This window comes from Pseudomonas sp. microsymbiont 2, assembly GCF_054788395.1.
This window is the reverse complement of the sequence record NZ_CM139112.1, coordinates 4,605,110-4,626,157: the sequence shown is the minus strand read 5'-3', so window position 1 is coordinate 4,626,157 and position 21,048 is coordinate 4,605,110. Positions and strand designations below refer to the sequence as shown.

The window sequence follows — 21,048 nt, the reverse complement described above, 5'->3', positions numbered from 1 at the left end:
GTGCGCTCCGATTATTGTTGTAGGGCCACGGGGGCCGCGGGTTGGGCGTGGGATTGCGCGGCGAAGTCGCGGCAGGCCTGGCGTACGGCACCGGCGCTGGCCAGGCCCAGCAGGCCCTGGCTGAAACGGCGGCAGGCGCTGGCGTCGAGCTGGCGGACCAGGGCCTTGATCTCGCCGATCTGCGGCGCGCTGACCGACAGCTCGGCCACGCCGAGGCCGACCAGCACTGGCGTGGCCAGCGGGTCGCTGGCCAGCGCACCGCACACGCCGACCCAGCGGCCGTGTTTCGCCGCGCCCTGGCAGGTCAGCTCGATCAGGCGCAGCAGCGCCGGGTGCAGGGCATCGACCCGCGCCGCCAGCCCAGCATGGTCACGGTCCATGGCCAGGGTGTACTGGGACAGGTCGTTGGTGCCGATGGAGAAGAAGTCCGCATGCTCGGCCAGGCGCTCGGCGAGCAGCGCCGCGGCCGGCACCTCGATCATCACCCCCAGTTCGGCGCGTGCCGTCACGCCCAGCTCGGCGGCCAGCCGGTCGAGGCGCTGGCGGATGGCGATCAGCTCGTCGACCTCGGTGACCATCGGCAGCATGATCCGGCAGCGCCGCTGCGGGCTGACCTGGAGCAGGGCGCGCAGTTGCTGGTCGAGCAGCTCCGGACGGACTTGGCCCAGGCGGATGCCGCGCAGGCCCAGCACCGGGTTGGCCTCGGCCGGCAGGGGCAGGTAGTCGAGCTGCTTGTCGCCGCCGACATCGATGGTGCGGATGATCACCGGGCGTTCGGCCATGGCGTCGAGCACGGCCTGGTAGGCGTTGCGCTGCTCGGCCTCGTCCGGTGCGGTGGGGCGGTCGATGAACAGGAACTCGCTGCGCAGCAGGCCGATGCCGTCGGCGCCCTGGGCCAGGGCCTGGGCGGCTTCTTCGGCGCTGGCGACGTTGGCCGCGACCTCGATCAACTGGCCATCGCGGGTGCGCGCGCCTTGCTGCGCGGCGGCCTGCTGGCGCTGGCGGATTTCGCGGCGTTGCTGCAGGTGGCAGTGGACCTCGGCCAGGCGTTGCGGGTCGGCCTGGGTTTCCAGGCGGCCCTGGTCGGCGTCCAGCACCAGGGGCGTGCCGGCGGGCAGGTCGAGCAGCGCTTCGCCCAGGGCCACCAGGCATGGCAGGCCACGGGCACGGGCGAGGATGGCGACGTGCGAGGTGGCGCCACCGGCGGCCATGCACAGCCCGGCGACATCGTGGCGGGCGAGTAGCAACAGGTCGGAGGGGGTCAGTTCATGGGCGACGACGATGGCCGCCGGCGGCAGGCGCAGTTGCCGGGTTTCGCCGAGCAGGGCGCGCAGCACCCGCTGCTGCAGGTCGTACAGGTCGTTGGCGCGCTCGGCCAGCAACGGGTTGCCCAGGCTGCGCAGGACCTGGCACTGGGTCTCGATGGCGCGGCTCCAGGCATGGCTGGCGGCGACGCCGCCGGCGATATGCTGGCGGGCATCGCCGAGCAGGGCCGGGTCGTCGAGCAGGGCCAGGTGGGCCTCGAGGATCGCTGCCGCGTCCTCCTGGCCGCGAGGCAGGTGGCGCCAGTCGCGGTCGATGGCATGACGGACCTCGGCCAGGGCGCTGTTCAGCGCCTGGTGCTGCTCGGCGGGGTCGTTATCGCCGCTGTCCGCCGGCAGGCTGATGCCGTCCAGGCGCGCCAGTGGCCCGAGGGCGAGGCCGGGGGCGGCGCAGACACCGTTGAGCACGCCGGGCTCGGCATTGGGCTTGGGCGTGACGGTGCTGGTGGGCACGTGCGAGGCATGGCGCTCACCGACCGAGGCGGTCTGCACGGCGGCGATCAACGCCTGCAGCGCGGCCTGGCTGTCCGGCCCGGTGCAGATCAGTTCGATTTCGGCGCCTTCGCCAACGCCCAGGCCCATGACCGCCACCAGGCTGGTGAGGTCGGCCTCGCGCTCGGCGAAACGCAGCACGGCATGGCTCTGGAAGCCTTGCGCGGTCTGGCGCAGCAGGGCCGCGGGGCGGGCGTGCAGGCCGCCGTGATGAGCGACCCGGGCATGACCGCGCGCGCACTCATGGCTGACCGGTCGTGCATGCGCTCCGCTGCCCGTGGCCTCGACCTCCAGCAACGCCGCGCCCAGGCGCGAAGCGCCTGTGTCCAGTCGCGTCAGGCCAAAGCCCGGGCCATTGCTGACCAGCATCACGGTGACCAGGCTGACGCAGTGCTGCGCCACCAGGTCCATGTCGAAGCGCACCAGCGGTTGACCCAGGGTCACCTGGTCGCCCAGCGCCACCAGCGGCGAGAAGCCGCGCCCCTGCAACTGCACGGTGTCGACACCGATATGCAAGAGGACTTCCGCGCCGTTGGCCGCGCGCAGGGTCAGCGCATGGCCGGTGCGGGCCAGTTGCACCACTTCGCCCGCGCAGGGCGCGTGCAGCACGTCGTTCAACGGGTCGATGGCGACGCCGTCGCCCAGGGTGGCGCTGCTGAACACCGGGTCGGGTACCTGGTCCAGCGGTATCAGCGGTCCGGCGAGCGGGGCATGGAGGATGATCTTGTTATTGTCGGGCATGCGCTGTTCCTCGCGGCTTCACTGCGTGCAGGTCACTTTGCTCAGGTGGCGCGGCTGGTCGGGGTCGAGGCCGCGGGCCTCGGCCAGGGCCGCGGCCATGATGTAGAAGCTCTGGATCGCCAGCAGCGGGTCCAGGGCCGGGTGTTCGGCGCAGCTCAGGGTGAGGTCGCGCCCGGCGATATCGACCGGCGCCGCCAGCAGCACGCGGGCACCGCGCTGGCGCATGTCGGCGGCCAGCTGCAGCAGCCCGGCCTGCTCGACGCCACGGGGGGCGAACACCAGCAGCGGGTACTGGGCATCGATCAGGGCCATCGGGCCATGGCGCACTTCGGCGCTGCTGAAGGCTTCGGCCTGGATCACCGAGGTTTCCTTGAGTTTGAGCGCGGCCTCCTGGGCGATGGCGAAGCCCGCGCCACGGCCGATCACCATCAGGCGCTCGCTGTCGCGCAGGGTGTCGATGGCCGGGGTCCAGTCCTGCGCGGCGGCCTCGCGCAGCTGCGCGGGCAGGGCAAGGCCGGCTTCCAGCAGGGCGCGGTCCTGGCCCCAGTGGGCGACCAGGCGGGCGCCGGCAGCCAGGGTGGCGACGAAGCTCTTGGTCGCCGCCACCGACAGCTCAGGGCCTGCGCACAGCGGCAAGTGGTGCTGGCAGGCCTGCTCCAGGGGCGAGCCTTCGGCGTTGACCAGCGAGACCGTGGTCGCCCCGCACTGGCCCAGGCGGCGCAGGCTGTCGACCAGGTCCGGGCTCTGGCCCGACTGCGAGAAGCCCAGCGCCACCTGGCCACGCACCCGCAGCGGTGCCTGCTGCAGGGTCACCACCGACATCGGCAGCGAAGCCACCGGCAGCCCCAGTTGCTGCATGGCGATGTAGGCGAAGTAGCTGGCGGCATGGTCCGAGCTGCCTCGGGCCACGGTCAGCGCCACTTGCGGATCGAGCCGGCGCAGCTGTTCGGCCAGGGTTTCCAGGCGAGGGTCCAGCGTCTGCGTCTGACGTTCGACGACCTCGGCGCAGGCGCGGGCTTCTTCGAGCATCCTTGAACTCATGCGGTTTCTCCTTCGATCATCACGGCGGTCAGGTTCAGTTGGCGGTCCAGCAGCACCGCGTCGGCCCAGGCGCCCGGTTGCAGGCGGCCACGGTCGGCGATGCCGAGGTAATCGGCGGGATGGCGGGACAGGCGTTCGGAGGCTTCGGCCAGCGGCAGGCCGATCTTCACCAGGTTGCGCAGGGCCTGGTCCATGGTCAGGGTGCTGCCGGCCAGGGTGCCGTCGGGCAGGCGCACGCCGCCCAGGCACTTGGTCACGGTGTGGCTGCCCAGGCGGTATTCGCCGTCGGGCATGCCGGCGGCGGCGGTGGAGTCGGTCACGCAGTACAGGCACGGGATCGAGCGCAGGGCCACGCGCATGGCGCCGGGGTGCACGTGCAGCAGGTCGGGAATCAGCTCGGCGTAGCGGGCATGGGCCAGGGCCGCGCCGACGATGCCCGGCTCGCGGTGGTGCAGCGGGCTCATGGCGTTGTACAGGTGGGTGAAGCTGGTGGCGCCGGCCTCCAGGGCCGCCACGCCTTCTTCGTAGCTGCCCAGGGTGTGGCCGAGCTGCAGGCGGATGCCGCGTTGGCTCAGGGCCTGGATCAGCGGCAGGTGGCCGGCGATTTCCGGGGCGATGGTGATGACCTTGATCGGCGCCAGGGCCAGGTATTGCTCCACCTCGTCGAGCAGTGCCTGGTGGGCGAAGTTCGGTTGCGCGCCGAGCTTGCCGGGGTTGATGTACGGGCCTTCCAGGTGCACGCCGAGGATGCGCGCGCCCTGGCGCGGGTGCTTGAGGTGCTCGCCCAGTTCGGCGAGCACGCGGGTCAGTTCCTCGCGGGGCGCGGTCATGGTGGTGGCCAGCAGCGAGGTTGTGCCGAAACGCCGGTGGGTGCGGGCGATGGTGGCGAAGGCGTCGCCGCCCTGCATGATGTCGCTGCCGCCACCGCCGTGCACGTGCAGGTCGATGAAACCGGGCAACAGGTACGGCAGGTCGTTGGCCTGCGGGTCGCACGGCGTACCGTCGATGGCCCGGATGCGGCCGTTTTCGAGGTGCAGTTGTCCGCGCACCCAGCCGTCGGGGGTGAGGATGTTGGCGATGTCCATGGGGGCTCCGGTCAGCGTCGCAGTTCGGCGACGAAGTCGTAGTAGTCGTTGCGGCAGTAGGTGTCGGTCAGCTCGATGGCGGTGTTGTCGTCGAGGTAGCCGATGCGGGTCATCAGCAGCATGGCGGTGCCGGGGGCGATGCCCACCTGGGCGGCCAGCTCGTCGCCGGCGTTGATTGCGCGGATGTGTTGCAGGGCGCGGACCACCGGGCGGCCGAGCCGGTCGAGGTGCTGGTAGAGCGAATCGCCGATGGCCTGCGGGTCGCCGAGCAGGCGGGCGGGCAGGGTGCTGACCTCCACCGCCATGACGATGTCGTCGGCCTTGCGCAGGCGCTTGAGGTGGACCACCTGGTCGGTGGGCGACAGGCCGAGGCGGATCAGTTCGTCGTTGCTCGGGGTGCCGATGCTGCGCTCGAGCCACTGGGAGCTGGGCACGAAGCCTTTCATGCGCAGCATTTCGCTGAAGCTCGACAGGCGTGACAGGGGTTGTTCCAGGCGTGGCGTGATGAAGGTGCCGGAGCCCTGGATGCGCTGGATCAGGCCTTGTTCGAGCAGGACCTCGAGGGCCTTGCGCGCGGTGACCCGGGAGATGTCCAGGGTTTCGCTGAGGGTGCGCTCCGAGGGCAGCGCCTGGTCGGCGGTCCATTGGCCGGCGTGGATGGCCTGCTCAAGGTTGCGCGCCAGCTGCAGGTAGAGCGGGGTGGCGCTGGTGTCGTCGGGGCGCAGGGCCGATAGAGGACGCATGGGCGGTGTCCGGTATTGTTGTTGGGTGGAAATTAATACCACTTTAATACCAGGTCAATACCACTGGTCTGATCAGGAACCTCGTTTTTGATTCTGGGGGCGCTTTGCGCCCCTTTCCGACCGGTCCGGCGCCCCGGCAAGGCCGCTCCTACAGGAGTACGCGAATCCCTGTAGGAGCGGCCTTGTGTCGCGAAAGGGCTGCAAAGCAGCCCCGGCGATCCATCGGTCTACCCCACCCGGCGCACCAACCCACACGCCAGCAACCCCACCTCGAACAGCACCCACATCGGCACCGCCAGCAGGGTCTGGGAAAACACATCCGGCGGCGTCAGGATCATCCCCACCACGAAGCACCCGACGATCACATAGGGACGGCTGCGCCGCAGCGTGGCCACGTCGGTCAACCCCGCCCAGACCACGATGAAGGTCGCCACCGGGATCTCGAAGGCCAGGCCGAACGCCAGAAACAGCGCCATGATGAAGTCCAGGTACAAGCCGATGTCGGTCATCATCGCCACCCCGTCCGGGGTCACGCTGGCGAAGAAGCCGAACATCATCGGGAACACCAGGAAGAATGCGAAGGCCATGCCGCCGTAGAACAGCAGGATGCTCGACACCAGTAGCGGCAGGGCAATGCGTCGTTCGCGGCGGTACAGCCCCGGGGCGATGAAGCCCCAGGCCTGGTGCAGCAGCAGTGGCATGGCGACGAACAGCGCGCACATCGCCGTCAGCTTGAACGGCGTGAGAAACGGCGAGGTGACACTGGTGGCGATCATGCTGGCGCCTTCGGGCAGGTAGCGGCGCAGCGGTTCGGAGATCTGCGTGTACAGCGTCTGGGCGAAGGGGAACAACCCGCAGAACACCAGCGCGACCACCAGCAGGCAGCGCACCAGGCGCTTGCGCAGGTCGCGCAGGTGGTCGGTCAGCGGCATGCGCGCCGCCTGGTCAAGGGCGAGGGACATCAGGCGCTCTCCTTGGCGTGGGCGATCGGGGTCGGGTCATTGGCCGGCGTCGCGTCGAGCTGGATGCCTTGGCGGATCTCCTGCTCCAGGCGCTGCAGCGGCGCGGCATCCAGGGCGGGCATGTCGATCTCCCGCTCTACCTGTGCTTTCAACGCATTCAGCGCCCGCCGTGCCTGGCCCAGCCCACGGCCGAGGGTACGCGCCGCCACCGGCAGGCGCTCGGGGCCGAGCACCAGCAGGGCGACGATGCCGACCAGCAGCAGTTCGGTGAAGCCGATCTCGAACATCAGGCCTGACGATCCGTCTGCGCCTGCTGGACCGGCTGATTGTTCAGCACCTGCGGTTGTTGCTCGACGCTGTTGTCGGCAGTGCCGCCCATGGACTTGCGAAAGCCCTGGATCGCGTCGCCGACATCACTGCCCAGCCCTTTGAGACGCTTGGTGCCAAACAGCAGGAAGACGATCAACAGCACGATCACCAATTGCCAGATTCCGATGCCACCCATGTAAGACCACTCCTGTCAGGTCGAAGAAAAAGGAAGGCCAATCCTGCCCTGCGCAGATGACGGGCACATGACTGCCATCTGGCTGCAACAACCGCCGTGTTGACTGGCGCTTTTTACCGCTGACAGGAAGACAAGGATGGGGCGCAGGCGACAACAGGGCGCGGCACTGCTGATGGTGCTGGTGGTGCTGGCGATGCTCGCGGCGGGGCTGGCCTGGCTGGTGGAAGATGGCCGGCGCCAGGTGGACGAGGTGCGCCTGTTGCACCAGCGGGTGCAGGTACGGGCGATGGAGCAGGCCGGGCTGGCCTATGCCTCCCAGGCCCTGCGCGATCCGGCCTGGCGGGCCAGCCCGCTGTTCTGGCAGGCCCTGCGCGGGCAGCCGCTGGCTTATGACTTTGGTGCCGGCAAGGCGCAACTGCGGGTGATCGACCAGCATGGCTGCTTCAACGTCAATGCCCTGTTGGGCGAGGACGCTCCACGGGCCGAGCGTCAGTTGCGCCACCTGCTCGGCGACGACATGGCCGCCGAGCGGCTGGTCGATGCCCTGGCCGATTGGCTGGACGCCGACAGCGATGCCCGCTTGCAAGGGGCCGAGAGTGCCCAGTACCTGCGCCAGCAGCCACCCCGGTTGGCGGCCAACCAGCCGATGCTCGACACCAGTGAGCTCAACCTGCTGCTGGAGCCGGACAGTGGCCGGCAAGCCCGCTACCGAATGCTCTGCGCACTGCCATCGACCGGCGGCTGGCGGCTCAATGCCAACGCCCTGGGGCTGGGGCACTTGCCGTTGCTGGAGGCCCTGTATGAGGGGCAGTTTTCCCGTTCGATGCTCAGCCGCATCATCAGCGGCCGGCCGGCGGCGGGCTATGTGGATGCGGCGGCATTGCGCCAGGCGCTGGGCGCGGTGGATGACGAGACCTTCGCCCGACTCAGCGAAGGGTTGTTGCTCAACAGCGGCCATTTCGTGCTGCAGCTGTCGTTCGAGGAAGAGGGACGCACGTTGCGCAGCCAGTTCCAGATCGAGGCGCTGGGTGTGGTGCAATGGCATGCGCGGGTACCGGCGCAGCAGGTGCGGGTCAAGGGTAGGGAGGCAGGGGCCTGGTAGAACGTGATCGCGGGGCAAGCCCGCTCCCACAAGGACTTGCGTATTCCTTGTGGGAGCGGGCTTGCCCCGCGATTGGGCTGAAAGGCGATCGATCAGACGGTACCGATCTCCCCACCATCATTACGCTGGATCACCACCGTCGAAGCCCGTGGCCGCACCGAGGTGCCGGTCGGCGTAACGTCGGTGGCCTTGTCGGTGGTCGGCCAGTTGTCCGGGTGCTGGATGTTGACGAACATCGTCTTGTTGTCCGGGGTGAAGGCGATACCCGTCACCTCGCAACCGTTCGGCCCGACGAAGAAGCGACGCAGGTCCACCTGGTTGGTGGCGTTGACCGGGATCTGCTTGCCGTTGGCGTCCACCAGGTCGGTGGGGATCACCGCCAGCACCTGGTCGTTGGTGTAGCTGGTCAGGGTGGCCTCGCCGTTGTCGGTCTCGAACCACAGCACGCCACGGCTATCGAAGCTCATGCCGTCGGGGCTGGCGAACTGGTTCAGTTCGGTCAGGCCCGAGCGGTTGATGTCCGGGGCGCCGGCGGCGTTGGCGCCGAACACGAAGATGTCCCAGGTGAAGGTCTTGTGGTCGTCGCTGTCGTGCCAGCGGATGATGTGGCCGTGGCGGTTCGGGCCACGCGGGTTCGCCGCGTCGACCTTGGCGGCGGTGCGCGCGCTGTTGTTGGTCAGGGTCAGGTAGACGTCGCCGTTGAGCGGGTTGACGGCGGTCCACTCCGGGCGGTCCATGGGCGTGGCGCCCACGGCGTCGGCGGCGCCACGGGTGTTGAGGATGATGCCTGGCAGGTCGCCGAACAGCGCGCCGAGGGTGCTGCCGCCGGTGGTCGGGGTGGCGACGTCGAGCAGCAGCCAGGCGCCGGTGCCGTTGGCGTCGAAGCGGGCCACGTAGAGCTTGCCCTTGTCCAGGTACTTGGCGCCGGTGGCCAGGCGGTCGGCCGGGTTGGCGTCGGCCGGATCCCACAGGGCGTCGGAGACGAACTTGTACAGGTATTCGTTGTTGGAGTCGTCGCCGGTGTACCAGACCAGCGGCTTGCCGGCCACCGGCAGGCCCGGGCAGCAGCCTTCGTGGCGGAAGCGGCCCAGGGCGGTGCGTTTCACCGCCAGGGTGTTGCTGGTGTAGGGGTCGATCTCGACGATGTAGCCGTAGGTGCTGGCTTCGTTGCGGAAGTCGTCGGTGGCGCTGGCGCCGGTGGGGGTGATGTTGAAGCGGGCGAACTCATCGGCCACTTCGCTGGCGTCACCGGCGGCGGTTTCCCACTTGTACTGGCCACTGCTGGAGGAAACGCCGATCCGCACCTGGTCGGCCGGGCGCGTGCCTTTGTTGACGAAAATGCCCGGCCAGTTCTCCTCGCAGGTCAGGTAGGTGCCCCACGGGGTGTAGCCGTTGCCGCAGTTGTTGTTGGTGCCGCGGCACTGGGTGCCGGTGGGCGAGAACTTGGTCTTGACGTGGTCGGTGCCGCGCAGGGGGCCGGCGATGTCCATCAGCGAGACGGTGGTGAAGCGGCGGTTGAGCGGGTCGTTGTCGACCACCTGCCAGCGCCCGGCGACCTTGCTGATGCGCACCACGCCCGCGCCATGGGCGTTGATCTCCTTGCGCACCTCCTCGACCGGGCGCTTGCCGGCGACGGTGGTGGGGCCGGCCGGGTGCAGGGCGGCGGTGTCGATGTACTCGAAGTTGATCGCCAGCAGGCCATCGCTGGAGCTGCCGTTGATGGGGAAGAAGTGCATGCCGTCGTGGTGCATGCCCATGGCGTTGGCCTGGTCGGTGGAGGTGTTGCTGCCGTCGGCCTTCCATGGATTGGCGGTGGCGTTCAGCGGCGTGCCCCAGGGCGCCAGCACATAGGCGCTGTAGCCGGCGGCGACCACGCAGGCATCGGTGCGCGAGCCTGGGATGGAGTTGAAGCCCAGCTTGAGTTTCGGCTTTTCCGGTTCGGGAGTGGTCACGGGATCGTCGTGATCGGAGCCGCCGCCGCCGTCGAAGCAACCGGTCAGGCCGGTGCCGGCGATCATGGCGATGGCGGCGCCGAGGCTGCCGCGCACCACGGCGCGACGGCTCAGGTAGGTGTCCATGACACTGGCCATCGGCAGGTTGCCGCTCAGGTTCCGGTCCAGGTTATCGCCGGTATCTCGACTCATCAGGGTGTCCTTTTTTTGGCTGAGTTGAAGGAAACCGCGACTGTAGACGGCAAGTATGTCGATTGATTGGCAGAAATGTTAAAGGGCGTTTAAAACGCGCTGCTATTACTAAAGGTCTAATCAACGCTGTTTTGGAATTAGCAGCGGATTTCTGCCATCAAACTGTCACGCCAACGCCGCAATATCCGGGTCCCAACGTGAACAGGGATGGCGGAGTCGATGGTAAGCAGTGTGGGCAGGCGCGAGGTGATCGGGTGGATGGGCGTCGGTGCGCTGGCGCCGTTGCTCGGCGCCTGTTCCGCGCTACCGGGGCCGCGTGGCGGCAGCGACCGGGCGCTGGATCTGCTGTATGTGGCCGACACCCTCGATGCCCGCCAGCCGGGCCAGGCCGTGGTGCCGGCCACGCGCCTGGGGCCGGTGAGCCACCTGGGCCGCGCGCCGTGGATGAGCGGGCCCAACGCCAGCGCCGGGCAGCCGGAACTGGCGCCGTTGCTCGACGCGAGCTTGGCCGGCCAGGCCCGTACCGGTGGTTACGCGGTGCTGGCAGCGTTGCTCGAACAGTTGCGCGCCGAGGCCGGCAGTGAGCAGTGCCTGACCCTGGAGAACGGCCAGTGCTGGAACGGCAGTGGCCTGGCCTACCTCACCCAGGGCGAAAGCGGCGTGCAGGGCAGCCAGCTGCTGGGCAGCGAGGCGCGGGTCAGCAGCGATGAGCGGGTGCTGTGGCCGCAGCGCAGTGCCGGGCTCTATCGCCAGTCTTCTTCTATTACCCTCGGCGCCGGCCTTGCCGACACCCAGGCCAAGGCGCTGGGCGTTGAAGGCGTCAAGGTGTTCCAGCGCGCAGGTGTGCGCATTGCGGTGGTGGGGGTCACCGACCCTTACGCCCAGGACCAGAAAGCCTCCCTGAAACAGTGGTACCAGTCGCTGCAACCGAGCTTCCAGCAGGCCCGGCGCGAGGCCGATCTGGTGGTGGCGCTGGCGGATGTCGGTACCGGCCCCGGTCTGTGGCTGGCCGAGCGGGTACCGGAAGTGGATGTGCTGCTGTGCGCCCGTGGCCAGGACCTGTGGCCCGCGCCGGTACTGGCGAGCCAGGCCAGTGGCCGGCGGGTGCCGGTGCTGTTCGCCGGCTGCCGGGCCAGTGGCGCGTTTCGCCTGCGTTGCCGTCAGGCCGGTGGCCAGTGGCAGTTCGAGGCGCGGTTCTTCCCGGCCTTCGAGCACAGCCTCGGGCCGCAGGCCCAGGCCCGCGCCAGCCAGTTGCGCGGCGAGCTGCAACGCCAGCGCAGCGGCCACGCCGCCTGGCTCGACCAGCCCCTGGCCCGCGCCCCCGAGGCGCTGTGGCGCCGCGATACCCGTGGCGGCAGTTGGGACCGCGTGCTGCACCAGGCCCTGGCCGACGATTCGAGCATGCCGGTGCTGCTGCCCGGCCTGCGTTACGACTACCCGCTGCGGGCGGGCGAACCGATCACCCGTGAACACCTGATCAGCCTCACCGGCGGCTACCCCGCGCCGGTGGTCGAAGCCCCGGCGCGCCAAGTTGAACAGGTGCTGGAGAATGCCGCCGAGCAACTGTTCGGCGACCCGCTGCTGCTGGACAACAGCCAGGACCTGCCGCGCTGGCAGAGCCAGAACTGGCAGGTGAGCTACAGCCCCAACGGCAAGCGCATCATCGGTCTGCAGCCGGTCGAGGGCCTGTGCCGTACCTTCGGCCTGCACTTCGACGCCCAGGCCGGTGTACCGCTGTGGCAGACCCTGGAAGCCTGGTTGACCCGTCAGACGCCGGGCTGGGCGCTGGCAACGCTGCAGTTGCCGGCAGTGCGCTACGTCCAGGGTCATCCAGGCTGGCACCCGCACCAGGTGGCGGCGTGACCTCGCGCCTGGTCACCTTCGCCTTGCTGACCTTGGCCGGCTGGCTGGCGGCGCAATGCGTGCTGCTGCTCAGCCGCCAGCCGCTGCCGGCCAGCGCGCCGATTCAAGCGGACGTTGCGCTGCCGGGCTTGCTGGTGGAGCACTGGCAGGCTCCCGTCGATGACGGAAGCATCCCCATCACCCGCCTGCCCCTGGCCTACCTGGGCGGGCTCAAGGCTCAGCCGCTGTCGGCCAGCGTGGTGGTGCTGCGCCACGGCCAGCAGGTGCGCACCCTCGGTCGCGGCCAGCGCCTGGCGCCGGGCATCGTGCTGCAGGACATCGATGCCGATGGCCTGATCTTCGACAACAACGGGCGGCGCGAGCGCCTGCCCTGGCCGCCACGCCCCGCCGTGACCGGTTTCAAGCGCCAAGGATGAATGATGATCGCAAGGTACTGTCTGGTCGGGCTGCTGATGCTCGGCATGTCCCTGGCCCGGGCCGAAGAGCCGGAGGTGTTCGCCGACGACGGCACGCCGCTGTACGAGGTCAACTTCGTCGACACCGAGCTCGGTGAGTTCATCAATAGCGTGTCGCGCATTACCGGCACCACCTTCATCGTCGACCCACGGGTGCAGGGCAAGGTCACCGTGCGCACGGTCGACCGGCATGACGCCGACGCCATCTACGACATCTTCCTGGCCCAGCTGCGGGCCCAGGGTTTCGCCGCCGTGGATCTGCCCAATGGCAGCGTGAAGATCGTCCCCGACCAGGCCGCGCGCCTGGAACCGGTGCCGGTGGAAAGCGCCAGCAAGAAGTCCGAGGGCAGCGATGGCGTGGCCACTCGCGTGTTCAACGTACGCAACGCCGCCAGCGAGCAGATGCTCGGCATCCTCAAGCCACTGATCGACCCGCGGGTCGGTGTGATCACCCCGTACCCGGCCGCCAACCTGCTGGTGGTCACCGACTGGCGCAGCAACCTGGAGCGTATCGACAGCCTGCTGCGCCAGCTCGACCAGGTCAGCGACGAGCCGTTGCAGGTCATCCCGCTCAAGCACGCCAGCGCCGCCGACACCGCGGGCCTGGTGACCCGCCTGCTGGCCCGCGAGCAGGGCAGCGATGCCGCCCAGGTGGTCGCCGACCCGCGCAGCAACGCCTTGCTGGTGCGCGGCAGCGCCGACAGCCGCGAGCGGGTGCGGGCCTTGCTGGCCCAGCTCGACCGGCCCGGCGACAACCTGCGCAGCAGCAATACCCAGGTCATGTACCTGCGCCACGCCAACGCCGCCGAAGTGGTCAAGGTACTGCGCGGCCTGAGCCAGGCCGGCGCTGTGCCGGCCGCCGAAGGCGAGGGCAAGGACGCGGCGCCGGTGCCGGCGGCCAGCGACTCGGGGATTCGCCTGGAGTACGAGGAGGGCACCAACGCCGTGGTGATGGTCGGCCCGGACAGCGAGCTGGCGGCCTTTCGCAGCATCGTCGAGCAGTTGGACATCCGCCGGGCGCAGGTGGTGGTCGAGGCGATCATCGCCGAGGTGTCCGACAGCAGCGCCCAGGAGCTGGGCGTGCAGTGGCTGTTCGCCGACGAGAAGTTCGGCGCCGGCATCGTCAACTTCGGCGGCAACGGGGTGAACATCGCCAGCATCGCCGGGGCCGCCAGCAGCGGCGACAACGAAAAGCTCGGCAAGCTGCTGTCGGCCACCACCGGCGCCACCGCCGGCATCGGCCATATCGGCGGTGGCTTCAATTTCGCCATGCTGGTCAACGCACTCAAGGGCAAGAGCGGCTTCAACCTGCTGTCCACGCCGACCCTGCTGACCCTGGACAACGCCGAGGCGTCGATCCTGGTCGGCCAGGAGGTGCCGTTCGTCACCGGCTCCGTCACCCAGAACAACGCCAACCCCTACCAGACCATCGAACGCAAGGAGGTGGGGGTGAAGCTGCGCATCAAGCCGCAGGTCAATATCGACAACAGCGTGCGCCTGGACATCGTCCAGGAGGTGTCGTCGATCGCCGATTCCAGCGCCGCCAGCGACGTGATCACCAACAAGCGCGAGATCAAGACCAAGGTGATGGTCGAGGACAACGGCCTGGTGATCCTCGGCGGGCTGATCAGCGACGAGCTTGCCACCAACAACCAGCGCGTGCCGCTGCTCGGCGACATTCCCTACCTGGGCCGGCTGTTCCGCTCCGACGCCAGCAAGAACACCAAGCAGAACCTGATGGTGTTCATCCGCCCGCGCATCCTGCGTGACGGCGAGAGCCTGGCCGACCTGAGCCAGCAGAAGTACCAGAGCCTTCAGCAAAACACCCCGCTCAAGCTACCGGCGCTGGCCGAGGGCCTGCCGTTGCTGCAGGTGTTCCCCTCCAGCCGCGCGCGCCTCGAAGGCGGTGACTGGTGATGCTGCCCTATCGCCTGGCGCGCCAGAGCGGCGTGGCCATGGCGCCGATCGAGGGTGGCTGGCAGCTGTGGCTGCGCGGCGACGCCGACAGCGACCAGTTGCAGGAGCTGTTGCGCGTGCATGGCTTGCCGGCCAGCCTGGAACGCCTCGACGGCGCGCAGTTCGACGAGCGCCTCGGCCAGCTCTACCAGGCCGGCGAGGCGGCGACCGAGGCGCTGATCGAAGGCATCGGCGAGCAGGTCGATCTGGACAGCCTGATGAGCGAGATGCCGCGCATCGAGGACCTGCTGGAAAGCGACGACGAAGCCCCGGTGATCCGCCTGATCAACGGCCTGTTCGGCCAGGCCTTGCGCCTGCGTGCCTCGGATATCCATATCGAGACCTTCGAGCAGAGCCTGGTGGTGCGCCTGCGCGTCGACGGCCACCTGCGCGAGGTGCTGCGCCCGCCGCGGGCGCTGTCGGCGATGCTGGTGTCGCGGATCAAGGTCATGGCCCGGTTCGATATCGCCGAGAAGCGCCAGCCCCAGGACGGTCGCATCACCCTACGCGCCGCCGGGCGCGAGGTGGATGTGCGGGTCTCGACCCTGCCCGGCATCCATGGCGAGCGGGTGGTGATGCGCGTGCTCGACAAGCAGGCCAGCCTGCTGGCGCTGGACAACCTGGGCATGCCCGCCGCCGTGCTGCGCGGCCTGCGCGGCTGCCTGGCGCGGCCCAACGGCATCGTGCTGTCCACCGGCCCCACGGGTTCGGGCAAGACCACCACGCTGTACGCCAGCCTCAACAGTTTGAACGACGGCAGCCGCAACATTCTCACTGTCGAGGATCCGGTCGAGTACGCCATCGCCGGCATCGGCCAGACCGCCATCAACCCCCGCGCCGGGCTGACCTTCGCCAGCGGCCTGCGCGCGATCCTGCGCCAGGACCCGGACGTGATCATGCTCGGCGAGATCCGCGACCAGGAAACCGCGCAGATCGCCGTGCAGGCCAGCCTCACCGGGCACCTGGTGCTGTCGACCCTGCACACCAACAGCGCCGTCGGCGCGGTGACCCGCCTGCGCGACATGGGCATCGAGCCTTTTCTGATCGCCTCGTGCCTGCGCGGCGTGCTGGCCCAGCGCCTGGTGCGGCGACTGTGCAGTTGCGCGATAGCCCATCCCCTGCAAAGCGCGGAGCGCGAACTGTGGCCGGAACTGGGTAGCCTGCGTGAGAGCTATCATCCGGTCGGCTGCGAGCATTGCCAGGGCAGTGGCTATGTCGGTCGGCTGGGGCTGTACGAATTCATCGAGCTGGATGCCGGGCTGGTCGCCTTGCTCTACGACGGCGAGAGCGAGCTGGCCATGCAGGCCTACCTGGATGGCCGCCGGCAGAGCCTGGTGGCCATGGCCAGCGACTGCCTGGCCCGTGGCGAGACCAGCCTGGCCGAAGTGCTGCGCGTGGTGCAGGGCTGAGCATGCCGACCTATCGCTACCAGGCCGTGGACATGAACGGCAAGGCGCACAAGGCCAGCGTGCAGGCCGACAGCGAGCGGCATGCGCGCCAGTTGTTGCGCGAGCAGGGCCTGTTCGCCCGGCAGTTGCAGCGCCATGACCGCGCGCAGCCCCGTCGCCAGCGGCTGACCCGCGCCCAGCTGTGCGAGCTGACCCGCCAGCTGGCGACCCTGATCGGTGCCGGCATCCCACTGGTCGATGCCCTCGCGACGCTGGAGCGGCAACTGCGCCAGCCAGCCCTGCATGCGGTGCTGGTGACCCTGCGTGGTTCCCTCGCTGAAGGCCTGGGGCTGGCCCGTAGCCTGGCACGCCAAGGCGCGCCGTTCACCGGGCTGTACTGCGCGCTGGTCGAGGCCGGCGAGCGCTCGGGACGCCTGGGCCAGGTGCTGGCGCGCCTGGCCGATCACCTGGAGCAAGTCCAGCGTCAGCGCCACAAGGCGCGCACCGCGCTGATCTATCCGGTGGTGCTGATGGGCGTGTCGCTGGCGGTGGTGATTGGCCTGATGACCTTCGTGGTGCCCAAGCTCACCGAGCAGTTCGCCCATTCCGGGCAGAGCCTGCCGCTGATTACTTCGCTGCTGATCGGCATCAGCCAGGGGCTGGTCCATGCCGGGCCGTACCTGCTGGTGCTGGCGATCGGGCTGACCGTGGCCAGCGGCTGGCTGCTGCGCAAGCCGCACTGGTGCCTGCGCCGCGACGACCTGTTGCTGCGCCTGCCGCGTGTCGGTGCGGTGTTGCAGGTGCTGGAGAGCGCGCGCCTGGCGCGCAGCCTGGCGATTCTCTGCGGCAGTGGCGTGGCCTTGCTCGAAGCCTTGCAGGTGGCCACCGAGACGGTCGGCAACCTGCGTATCCGCGCCGCCATGGCGCAGGTACGACAGCAGGTGCAGGGCGGCACCAGCCTGCACCGGGCGCTGGACGGCGCCGGCCAGTTTCCGCCGCTGCTGGTGAACATGGTCGGCAGCGGCGAGGCCAGCGGCACCCTGGCCGACATGCTCGAGCGCGTGGCCGATGACCAGGAGCGCGGCTTCGCCCGCCAGGTGGACACCGCCATGGCGCTGTTCGAACCGCTGATGATCCTGGTCATGGGCGCGGTGGTGCTGTTCATCGTGCTGGCGGTGCTGCTGCCGATCATGCAGCTCAACCAGGGATTGCAACTGTGACAAGGAGACCTCTCATGCAACGACGACGCACCCGCCAACGTGGTTTCACGCTGATGGAAATCATGGTGGTGATCTTCATCATCGGCCTGCTGATCGCCGTGGTCGCGCCCAGCGTGCTGGGCAACCAGGACAAGGCCATGAAGCAGAAGGTCATGGCCGACCTTGCGACCCTGGAGCAGGCGCTGGACATGTACCGCCTGGACAACCTGCGCTTCCCCAGCAACGAACAGGGCCTGGCGGCGCTGGCGAAGAAACCGACCCAGGAACCGCTGCCGCGCAGTTGGCGCAGCGATGGCTATATCCGTCGCCTGCCGGAGGATCCGTGGGGCACGCCGTATCAGTACCGCATGCCCGGCGAGCATGGCCGGGTCGATGTCTATTCGCTGGGCGCCGACGGTGTGCCGGGTGGTGAAGGGCTCGATGCCGACCTGGGCAACTGGGCGCTCTGAAGTGTCTGCCCGAAGTGAGTGCAACTGCGTGGGAGCGGGCTTGCCCCGCGATGGCGATGTTGGCCATGCTACCGCCATCGCGGGGCAAGCCCGCTCCCACGCTGTCGCGATCCAACAGCGTGGTTTCAGCCTGCTTGAACTGCTGGTGGTGCTGGCCATCGCCGCGCTGATGACCAGCCTGGCGGTGGCCTGGCTCGACAGCGGCAGGAGCAGCGTCGACCAGACCCTCGACCGCCTGGCCGCCGCCACCGTGGCTCAAGCCGACCTGGCGCGCCATGCCGGGCAACTGCGGGGGATACGCTGGAACGGTCAGCGGCCTGAGTTCGTGCGCCGCCAAGGTGATCAATGGCAGGTGGAATCCGTGGCCTTGGGCGATTGGCCCAAGGGCCTGCGCCCGGACTGGCCAGCCAGCCAGGCTCCCGCGCTGCTGTTCACCCCCGATGGCTGGGCCCGCCCGGGCACTGTGCGCTGGCGCTGGGCCGAGGGCGGCCGGCGTTGGGACTGGGATCGCAGCGGCCAGTTGCGCGTGAGTGTGATGCCATGAAACGCGAGCAACGCGGGTTCACCTTGCTGGAGGTAAGCGTGGCCTTGGGCATCGCCGCAGTCCTGGCGGTGATCACCAGCCAGGTCCTGCGCCAGCGCCTGGCCGTGCAGGACACCGTGCAGCAGCATCGCCTGGGCCTGCTGTGCGCCCGCGAGCTGCAGGCGCGTTTTGCGGTCGAGCAGTACTGGCCGGCGACCAACCAGAACAGCGGTGTGCTGGTCGAGGGCGGGCAGGCCTGCCATTGGCAGCTGCAGTTGCGCCGTACCGGGGTGCGCGACCTGCGCCGTGGCGAGCTGCTGCTGCATGCCGATCGCGACCAGCGCCTGCCGCTGGGGCAGTACACCGTTTTCCTGGAGCGGCCATGAAGCGGCGCCAGGCGGGCATGACCCTGATCGAACTGCTGGTGGCCCTGGCCCTCACCGCCTTGCTCGGGGTGTTGCTGTCGGCGCTGGTCAACGGTTGGCTGAAGGTGCGCGAGCGGCTCGACCAACAGGTGCGTGAAACCGGGGTGCTGGATTTCTGCCTGGCCCTGGAGCGGCGCTTCGACAGCCCGGTGCTGCGTCGCCTGTATGAACAGCGCCTGCCGCTGGCGCCGCGCTGGCTCGACTGGCAACCCGATCGCCAGCAACTGTTGTGGGTCGCCGCCGCCGCCTGGCCGCAGGCCGAAGGTGGCTCGCGCCTGCAGCGCCAGCGCCTGCGTTTCGAGCCCCGCGAGCAACGGCTGCTGCTGGAGACCTCGGCTGACCTGTATGCCGCCGCGATGCCCCAGTGGCTGGTGCGCGAGCGGTTGGAGCGGGTCAGTGCCCTGAGCATCCTCTACCACCAGTCCGGTCGCTGGCTGGCCTGGCCTTCCGATCAATCGGCGCACCCTGGGCGTGGTGTGCGCGTGGAGCTTGTGCGTGATGGAGCACCCTATGTCTGTACCTTCGTTCTGCCCTGGGGGCGATCATGAAGCTTGAATGGCGTCGCCGGGCGTCACCGCAACCCTGGCTGCTGCTGCGCCCAGGTGTGACTTGGGACTGGTTGCTGGTCGAGCGCGGCCAGGCGGTACAGGCTGGACAGGGCCAACCACCTGCCGGGCTGGGCGCACGCGTCGCCCTGATCGTGCCTGCCGAGCACTGCAGTCACTTCCAGGTGCCCGCGCCGCCCGGGCTCAAGCGCGAGGAGTGGCCTTTGCTGCTCGAAGACAGGCTGGCGCAGGCGGTGGATGAGGTCTACTGCGCTTGTGTCGGGCGTACGCCCGGCCAGTTGCGTCTGGCGGTGCTGGCGCGACGCTGGCTGGACGAGTGGCGTGCCCAATGCGATGCGTGGGCCTTGCAGGTGGAGCGCTGCTGGGTGGAATTCCAGCTGCTGCCTGAGCGAGACAATGTCTGGCGTCGTGGCGAGACGACCCTGTGTACAGGCATCGGCAGTGATGGCCGGGCACATTGGTTGGCCTGGCCTCGAATGTTGGATATCGAGCCGCCGTTGGATTGGCAGGAGCGCGCGCCGGAAACCCTGGAGGGGACCTGGCCATCGGCGCTGGCCGATCTTGACCGTGTGCCTGCCTTGTTCGAAAACCGCCGTGCCCGACCGCGCCCGCAACTGGCCGTGTCGCAGTGGCGGCTCGCTACCGCCTGCCTGGTGCTGGCCGTGGCCTGGGGTGCGATGTGGGGCGCGCAGCAATGGCGTCAGGCCAAGCTGTACCGCGAGCAGGTCTTGGCGGTGACCGCTGCGCCGGCCACCCCGCGTCAGGCCGCCCAGGCTCTCAAGCGTCTGCGTGACGAGCAGAGTGAGCGTGAGGTACGCCTGCGTCGACTCGAAGCGTTGCAGGTACAGGTGCATGAGTGGCTGAGCAGCCATCCCGGCTGGCAGCTGCGGGCGGTGCGCTTCGATGGCCAGCGTTGGCACCTTGAGCTCGAGGGCGAAGGGGACACGCCGCCCTGGTCGGCAATGGCCACGGCCCTGGGCACGCCGGTGCAGGTGGAGGAGGGTGCGCATCGCGTGGTCTTCGACCTGGGGGCGACATCGTGAGCCGGCGTCATCGGCTGTGGCTGGCCTGGGGGCTGGTGGGCGTGCTACTGGCGTTTCTGGCATTGCGCGAAGGCTTGGGCCTCTGGCGTGAGTGGGCGCAATGGCGCGGTTTGGCCGAGTCGGTGGCGGGGCTGCGCGAGGGGCCGCCGCTGAGCCTGGAGCGCTTGCGTCAGTCGGCCCAGGCCCGCCACATCGATATCGTCGAGGTACAGCCCGACGGCGCGAGCTGGCAGGTACGCGGCAAGGTCATCGAGCCTCAGGCCCTGCAGGGGTGGTTGCAGGCATTGCGCGAGGACGGCGCGCAACCGCTGCAATGGGGGCTGGTGCGCGAAGGGGATGGGTTGCGCTTCGATGTACAGGTCTTGCCATGAGTCGCCGGGCCGGTGCCTGGCTGTGCCTGGTGTTCTGCCTGACCTTGCTGGCCCAGTGGCCGGCCCGCTGGCTGGGCCTGCCGTTGCAGGGCGTCACGGGTAGCCTGTGGCAGGGGCAGGCGGCACGCCTGGGCGTGGTCGGTCCGTTGCGCTGGGACCTGAACCCTTGGCGCATGCAGGCACAGGTCTGGCTGGGGTTTCAGGGGCAGGGCTGGCAGGTGCGCTTGGGCGGTTGGCCCTGGCACTGGCAAGCCGAGATCGAGGCCCTGGGGGCATGGCCCACTGTGGCGCAGTCGCTGCGCCTGGGTGGCCAGTGGCAAGGGGTGATGCGCCTGCAGGGGGCTGGGCGTCAGTGTCGGCAGGCACAGGGGCGGGTCACGGTGAACGACCTGGCACTGGTCGAACCCTGGTCGCTGGGGCTGGGGCGAGGGACGCTCGAAATGCATTGCCAGGAAGGCTGGCGGCTGTCCGGGAAACTGCAGTTGCCGGATCAGCACCTGCTGGTGCTGGACGCCGACCTGCTTGGGCGTCGGGCGACGGCGACGGTCGAGGTACAGCCTGAAGCCGCGCTGACACCGGTGTTGCGTGGAGTGCAGTGGCTAGGGACCGAAGCGTTGACGGGGCAGCGGGACGTACGCTGGTGATCTCGGGG

21 protein-coding genes are annotated in these 21,048 nt (G+C 69.1%); 13 read left to right on the top strand and 8 right to left on the bottom strand.

Annotated features, from left to right (window positions below):
* Positions 1 to 11: 11 nt before the first annotated feature.
* The 7 genes from ptsP to tatA all read right to left on the bottom strand — a co-directional run bounded on the left by ptsP (position 12) and on the right by tatA (position 6,891).
* Positions 12 to 2,555 (bottom strand): phosphoenolpyruvate--protein phosphotransferase, encoded by a 2,544-nt coding sequence (ptsP, locus tag ACYUME_RS20905; RefSeq protein WP_460416653.1) that lies wholly within the window; start codon positions 2,553 to 2,555, stop codon positions 12 to 14.
* An 18-nt stretch (positions 2,556 to 2,573) separates the two neighbouring features.
* On the bottom strand, positions 2,574 to 3,596 hold the full coding sequence (locus ACYUME_RS20900; RefSeq protein WP_460416651.1) for an SIS domain-containing protein: 1,023 nt from the start codon (positions 3,594 to 3,596) through the stop codon (positions 2,574 to 2,576).
* A complete protein-coding gene (gene nagA / locus ACYUME_RS20895) occupies positions 3,593 to 4,681 on the bottom strand; it encodes an N-acetylglucosamine-6-phosphate deacetylase (RefSeq protein ID WP_186713904.1) in 1,089 nt (362 codons plus the stop codon). Before nagA ends, ACYUME_RS20900 begins: the two co-directional genes overlap by 4 nt.
* Positions 4,682 to 4,692: 11 nt before the next feature.
* The gene (locus ACYUME_RS20890) at positions 4,693 to 5,424 is read right to left on the bottom strand and encodes a GntR family transcriptional regulator (RefSeq protein WP_460416649.1); all 732 of its coding nucleotides are present in this window, start codon (positions 5,422 to 5,424) and stop codon (positions 4,693 to 4,695) included.
* 227 nt (positions 5,425 to 5,651) lie between these two features.
* On the bottom strand, positions 5,652 to 6,386 hold the full coding sequence (tatC, locus tag ACYUME_RS20885; protein ID WP_279889001.1) for a twin-arginine translocase subunit TatC: 735 nt from the start codon (positions 6,384 to 6,386) through the stop codon (positions 5,652 to 5,654).
* A complete protein-coding gene (tatB, locus tag ACYUME_RS20880; RefSeq protein WP_279888999.1) occupies positions 6,386 to 6,673 on the bottom strand; it encodes a Sec-independent protein translocase protein TatB in 288 nt (95 codons plus the stop codon). The genes tatC and tatB overlap by 1 nt, the downstream gene beginning before the upstream one ends.
* Positions 6,673 to 6,891 (bottom strand): twin-arginine translocase TatA/TatE family subunit, encoded by a 219-nt coding sequence (gene tatA / locus ACYUME_RS20875; protein WP_279888998.1) that lies wholly within the window; start codon positions 6,889 to 6,891, stop codon positions 6,673 to 6,675. Before tatA ends, tatB begins: the two co-directional genes overlap by 1 nt.
* Before the next feature lie 136 nt (positions 6,892 to 7,027).
* Between tatA and gspK the strand changes: the two genes are divergently transcribed.
* Positions 7,028 to 7,993: a type II secretion system minor pseudopilin GspK gene (gspK, locus tag ACYUME_RS20870; protein WP_460416647.1), complete on the top strand. Its 966-nt coding sequence runs from the start codon at positions 7,028 to 7,030 to the stop codon at positions 7,991 to 7,993.
* 92 nt (positions 7,994 to 8,085) lie between these two features.
* Here gspK and ACYUME_RS20865 read toward each other — a convergent pair whose 3' ends face one another.
* Positions 8,086 to 10,137 carry a PhoX family protein gene (locus tag ACYUME_RS20865; protein WP_460416645.1) on the bottom strand — a complete coding sequence of 684 codons (2,052 nt, stop codon included), beginning with the start codon at positions 10,135 to 10,137 and terminating at the stop codon, positions 8,086 to 8,088.
* A gap of 219 nt (positions 10,138 to 10,356) precedes the next feature.
* On the opposite strand from ACYUME_RS20865, the gene ACYUME_RS20860 reads away from it, so the two are divergent.
* From ACYUME_RS20860 to ACYUME_RS20805, 12 genes are all read left to right on the top strand, one after another.
* Positions 10,357 to 12,000: a bifunctional UDP-sugar hydrolase/5'-nucleotidase gene (locus ACYUME_RS20860; RefSeq protein WP_460416643.1), complete on the top strand. Its 1,644-nt coding sequence runs from the start codon at positions 10,357 to 10,359 to the stop codon at positions 11,998 to 12,000.
* Positions 11,997 to 12,416 carry a pilus assembly protein PilZ gene (locus ACYUME_RS20855; RefSeq protein ID WP_460416641.1) on the top strand — a complete coding sequence of 140 codons (420 nt, stop codon included), beginning with the start codon at positions 11,997 to 11,999 and terminating at the stop codon, positions 12,414 to 12,416. Before ACYUME_RS20860 ends, ACYUME_RS20855 begins: the two co-directional genes overlap by 4 nt.
* Before the next feature lie 3 nt (positions 12,417 to 12,419).
* On the top strand, positions 12,420 to 14,372 hold the full coding sequence (gspD, locus tag ACYUME_RS20850) for a type II secretion system secretin GspD (RefSeq protein ID WP_460416640.1): 1,953 nt from the start codon (positions 12,420 to 12,422) through the stop codon (positions 14,370 to 14,372).
* On the top strand, positions 14,372 to 15,820 hold the full coding sequence (locus ACYUME_RS20845; RefSeq protein WP_460419410.1) for a GspE/PulE family protein: 1,449 nt from the start codon (positions 14,372 to 14,374) through the stop codon (positions 15,818 to 15,820). The genes gspD and ACYUME_RS20845 overlap by 1 nt, the downstream gene beginning before the upstream one ends.
* 2 nt (positions 15,821 to 15,822) lie before the next feature.
* Positions 15,823 to 17,019 carry a type II secretion system inner membrane protein GspF gene (gene gspF / locus ACYUME_RS20840; protein ID WP_460416638.1) on the top strand — a complete coding sequence of 399 codons (1,197 nt, stop codon included), beginning with the start codon at positions 15,823 to 15,825 and terminating at the stop codon, positions 17,017 to 17,019.
* Positions 17,020 to 17,033: 14 nt separating this feature from the next.
* Complete coding sequence (gene gspG / locus ACYUME_RS20835) at positions 17,034 to 17,468, top strand: type II secretion system major pseudopilin GspG (RefSeq protein ID WP_279888432.1); 435 nt, start codon at positions 17,034 to 17,036, stop codon at positions 17,466 to 17,468.
* Between the two features lie 109 nt (positions 17,469 to 17,577).
* Positions 17,578 to 18,012 (top strand): type II secretion system minor pseudopilin GspH, encoded by a 435-nt coding sequence (gspH, locus tag ACYUME_RS20830; protein WP_460419409.1) that lies wholly within the window; start codon positions 17,578 to 17,580, stop codon positions 18,010 to 18,012.
* Entirely contained in the window at positions 18,009 to 18,377 is a 369-nt protein-coding gene (locus ACYUME_RS20825) for a type II secretion system protein (RefSeq protein WP_460416635.1), read from the top strand. The genes gspH and ACYUME_RS20825 overlap by 4 nt, the downstream gene beginning before the upstream one ends.
* The gene (locus tag ACYUME_RS20820; protein WP_460416634.1) at positions 18,374 to 18,964 is read left to right on the top strand and encodes a prepilin-type N-terminal cleavage/methylation domain-containing protein; all 591 of its coding nucleotides are present in this window, start codon (positions 18,374 to 18,376) and stop codon (positions 18,962 to 18,964) included. Before ACYUME_RS20825 ends, ACYUME_RS20820 begins: the two co-directional genes overlap by 4 nt.
* Entirely contained in the window at positions 18,961 to 20,025 is a 1,065-nt protein-coding gene (locus ACYUME_RS20815; protein WP_460416633.1) for a type II secretion system protein GspL, read from the top strand. Before ACYUME_RS20820 ends, ACYUME_RS20815 begins: the two co-directional genes overlap by 4 nt.
* The gene (gene gspM / locus ACYUME_RS20810) at positions 20,022 to 20,396 is read left to right on the top strand and encodes a type II secretion system protein GspM (RefSeq protein ID WP_279888437.1); all 375 of its coding nucleotides are present in this window, start codon (positions 20,022 to 20,024) and stop codon (positions 20,394 to 20,396) included. The genes ACYUME_RS20815 and gspM overlap by 4 nt, the downstream gene beginning before the upstream one ends.
* On the top strand, positions 20,393 to 21,040 hold the full coding sequence (locus tag ACYUME_RS20805) for a hypothetical protein (RefSeq protein WP_460416632.1): 648 nt from the start codon (positions 20,393 to 20,395) through the stop codon (positions 21,038 to 21,040). The genes gspM and ACYUME_RS20805 overlap by 4 nt, the downstream gene beginning before the upstream one ends.
* Positions 21,041 to 21,048: the final 8 nt, after the last annotated feature.